Annotated in this window: 5 protein-coding genes; all 5 read left to right on the forward strand. The window is 45.0% G+C overall.

Annotated features, from left to right (window positions below; all coding sequences use genetic code 11):
- Positions 1–1221: Kae1-like domain-containing protein (locus tag ACLFWI_RS27520; RefSeq protein ID WP_446415580.1), on the forward strand; the 1221-nt coding region annotated here is incomplete at its 5' end.
- A 194-nt stretch (positions 1222–1415) separates the two neighbouring features.
- On the forward strand, positions 1416–1661 hold the full coding sequence (locus ACLFWI_RS27525) for a HypC/HybG/HupF family hydrogenase formation chaperone (RefSeq protein WP_446415581.1): 246 nt from the start codon (positions 1416–1418) through the stop codon (positions 1659–1661).
- 140 nt (positions 1662–1801) lie between these two features.
- Positions 1802–2944: a hydrogenase formation protein HypD gene (hypD, locus tag ACLFWI_RS27530; RefSeq protein ID WP_446415582.1), complete on the forward strand. Its 1143-nt coding sequence runs from the start codon at positions 1802–1804 to the stop codon at positions 2942–2944.
- A gap of 278 nt (positions 2945–3222) precedes the next feature.
- A complete protein-coding gene (locus tag ACLFWI_RS27535) occupies positions 3223–3435 on the forward strand; it encodes a tautomerase family protein (protein ID WP_446408992.1) in 213 nt (70 codons plus the stop codon).
- A 205-nt stretch (positions 3436–3640) separates the two neighbouring features.
- On the forward strand, positions 3641–4290 hold a 650-nt coding region (gene hypE / locus ACLFWI_RS27540; protein WP_446415583.1), incomplete at its 3' end, for a hydrogenase expression/formation protein HypE.

The raw sequence follows: 4290 nt of genomic DNA on the forward strand, positions 1-4290 counted from the left end.
CAAACCCTACGCCGCGCCCGTGGATATGCACCTAAACCCATTCCTTTGCCCCCAGGATTTGACAATTGTCCGCCGATTCTGGCGATGGGGAGTGAACTGAAAAATACGTTCTGTTTGTTGCGAGATGGACAAGCAATTTTATCTCAACATTTAGGAGACTTAGAAAATGCTGCTGCCTTTAACGCTTACCAAAACACCCTCAATCTCTACCTAAACTTATTTGACCATAAACCCAGCGCGATCGCGACAGACAAACATCCCGAATACCTCTCTACTAAACTCGGACAAGAACTCGCTACCGCTAATAATCTTACCTTACATTCTATCCAACATCATCATGCCCATATTGCTGCTTGTATGGCAGAAAATGGTATCCCACTCACGACTCCCCCTGTATTAGGAATCGCCTTAGATGGATTAGGCTATGGTGAAGATGGCAAACTTTGGGGCGGAGAATTCCTCTTAGCCGATTATCAGGGATTTAAACGATTAGGCAGATTTAAACCCATCGCCATGATTGGCGGAGAACAGGCAATTTATCAACCTTGGCGCAATACCTACGCTCATTTAATGGCAGCATTGGACTGGAATCGGTTAAAACAAGAGTATGGGGATTTAGACATCATCCAATTTCTGGATCAAAAACCTCATCCCTTGCTGCATCAACTCATCGAAAAAGGAATTAACTCACCCCTCGCCTCATCTTCTGGACGATTATTTGATGCAGTGGCGGCGGCGTTGGGGATTTGTCGGACAGAATGTAGCTATGAAGGGCAAGCTGCGATTGAAATGGAAGCCCTAGTTACCCCGGATAGCTTAAATTATGTTAAAGAAGTAGGGGCATATCCCTTTAACATTGGCAAACTAGATCAGGAAACAGAATTAATTTTAGAACCTTATCCCCTATGGCTTGCATTATTGGACGATTTACAGCAAGATGTGTCAAAGTCCCTCATTGCCGCCAAATTTCACCAAGGATTAGCCGACGCGATCGCGAATATGGTTCAGCAGTTAAGTCCTGATTTAATTAGCAATCACGTTATCCTCACCGGAGGTGTATTTCAAAACCGGATTTTATTGACCCAAGTCAGTGAAAATTTAGAGAGAATGGGGATGAGAGTATTGACACACAGCCTAGTTCCACCCAATGATGGAGGACTATCCTTAGGACAAGCCGTAATCGCCGCAAGATGTAGGGGCGGGTTTAGGGACAAACCTTAATCTCCCTACCTCACACCTTCCGAACAAAACCCGCCCTCCCTACCATTCAACTATCAGATGTAGCGGCAAACGTATAAAAATCACCTGAATCACGCTATCAAATAACTAGCGCACCCAATTTACCTTCCCTCCATAAAAATCTCAGCTTACTCAGGACAAAACACACCCAACAACCCACAAAGGACAACAGAAAAATGTGTTTAGGCATTCCCGGTAAAATTACTGAAATAACGGATAGAGAACATCAACTCGCCATAGTCAATATTGGCGGCGTCCAACGCCAAGTTAATATTGCCTGTATTATTGATCAAAATCATCCCATTGACAGCTGTGTCAACGATTGGGTATTAGTTCACGTCGGCTTTGCCATGAATCGCCTTGACGAACAAGAAGCCGCCGAAACCTTACAATTACTCCAAGAACTCGCCTTAACCGAATAAACCCTAGCACATCTGTAGGGGCGGGTTTGACCGATAACCTCTCACAGAAAACATCTAACTTGACTAAACCCGCCCCGACTACGTTATAAATCATAGCAAATGTAGAGAAATGACAAATGACAAATGACGAATGACAAATTATGAAATACGTTGACGAATTTCGCGATCCCCAAAAAGCCAAAGCCCTACTGCGAGAAATCCAAACCTTAACCACTAAATTAGGCAAAACTCCAACCCAACCGCTAAAAGTAATGGAAGTTTGTGGCGGTCATACCCATTCCATCTTTAAATATGGACTCGAAGAAATCTTACCCGACACCATTGAATTAATCCATGGTCCCGGCTGTCCCGTCTGCGTAATGCCCAGGGGACGCTTAGATGACGCGATCGCGATCGCAGATTATCCTAACGTAATCCTCACCACCTTTGGCGACGCCATGCGGGTTCCCGGTTCCCAGAAAAGCCTACTGCAAGCCAAAGCAGCCGGTGCGGATATTCGCATGGTTTATTCTCCCCTAGATAGCCTGCAAATTGCCAAAGACAACCCCGATAAAGAAGTCGTTTTCTTCGGACTTGGCTTTGAAACCACCGCCCCGAGTACCGCATTAACCATCCTGCAAGCGGATGCTGAAGGACTGCAAAACTTCAGTATGTTCTGCAATCACGTTCTAGTTATTCCCGCCTTACAAGCCTTATTAGACAATCCCGACTTACAACTGGATGCCTTTATTGGTCCCGGTCATGTCAGCATGGTTATTGGTACAGAACCCTATCAATTTATTGCCGAACAGTACCAAAAACCGCTAGTCGTTTCCGGATTTGAACCCTTGGATATTTTGCAATCCCTGTGGATGATATTGCAGCAACTGATTCAAGGACGCTGCGAGGTAGAAAATCAATATGATCGTATTGTTCAACCCCAAGGAAATCGCGTCGCCTTAGACGCGATGGATACCGTCTTTGAAGTCCGGCAAAAATTTGAATGGCGAGGACTCGGTGATATTGCAAATTCTGGGTTTAAAATTCGCCCCGACTACGCCCAATTTGATGCCGAAGTTAAATTTACTGTTCCCAATCGTCAAGTCGCCGATCACAAAGCCTGTCAATGTGGAGAAATCCTCAAAGGCGTCATGAAACCTTGGCAATGTAAAGTTTTTGGTACAGCTTGTACACCGGAAAACCCAATCGGAACTTGTATGGTATCCTCAGAAGGGGCTTGTGCGGCGTATTACAAATATGGACGCCTATCCAAAGTCGCCAAAACCGCCGTCGGCATCAATTAATCCCCTGTAGGGGCGACCCGCCTGCATAAATTAACAACGCCATTCTACTCAATGGAATCGGGTCGCCCTTTACTCAATTGCATCAGGTCACCCTCTCCTAAACCCCCTATATCATAACCTGTTTCTTGAAAGTTAAAACAGTCAAGGGAGAACATTTGTCAAGGTAGGTTTAGCCCCCAAAGTTTATCCATCAAACCGATAACTCCAATACAAAATCCGTCCGTTTTCCCCCATACAATGCTGTTAAAACACAGTTTGAGATTGGAGAATAAACGGTTATGCCATTTGTCACAGTTCAGATCGCCCAAGGTCACTCCGTCGATCAAAAACGTAAACTTGCCAAAGCCCTCACCGATACCCTAGTTTCCACCTTAGGCACGAAACCCGAATGGGTAACGATTCATATTGATGAATTTGAGCGAGAAAATTGGGCTGTTGGCGGTGAATTACATGCCGATAAACCCGGTAAAGGAGGTAAGCATCACACCTAAATTGAATGTCACTAACTTTAATAGTTTGTAGTAAGCGCTTTAGCGCTTCTGGCACTAAAGTGCCTACTACGAACCCAGAAGATGGGGAAGATGGAACGTCTGTTGTAGGGGCGGGTTTTACCCTTAACGTTTTGTTTTCACCCTGATATCACCAAACCCGCCCCAACTAAATAACATAAGACGAATGACATAAGACGAATGACAAATGACCCATAACCAAAATCCCCTCTTCCAAAAAATCGAACAAATCCGACGCCGCCCTAATAAAATTAAAGATACTGCCATCACCCTGGCACATGGGAGTGGTGGCAAAGCTATGCGGGATTTAATTGATGATATTTTTGTCGGGAGTTTCGATAACCCCATCCTTTCCCAACTGGAAGATCAAGCCACGATTCCCCTCGCCCAACTCATTAGTCAGGGCGATCGATTAGCCTTTACTACTGATTCTTATGTCGTCGATCCCTTATTCTTTCCTGGTAGTAATATCGGCGAATTAGCCATCAATGGAACTGTCAACGATTTAGCCGTCAGTGGGGCAAAACCCCTGTATCTAACCTGTAGCATGATTATGGAAGAAGGACTACCTGTCGAAACCTTACGGCAAGTCGTTCTGAGTATGAAAACAGCCGCCGACGCTGCTGGGGTAAAAATCGTTACGGGAGATACCAAAGTTGTCCATCGCGGATCTGCCGATAAACTCTTTATCAATACAGCCGGAATTGGTGTTATCAGAGAAGGTGTTTCTATTTCTGCCCATCATATTCAACCCGGTGATGCGGTGATTATAAATGGTCAATTGGGAAATCATGGTGCAGCTATTTTAATCGCCCGTGGGGAATTGGCATTATCAAC

Source organism: Coleofasciculus sp. (assembly GCF_046539235.1).
Taxonomy (GTDB): domain Bacteria; phylum Cyanobacteriota; class Cyanobacteriia; order Cyanobacteriales; family Coleofasciculaceae; genus Coleofasciculus.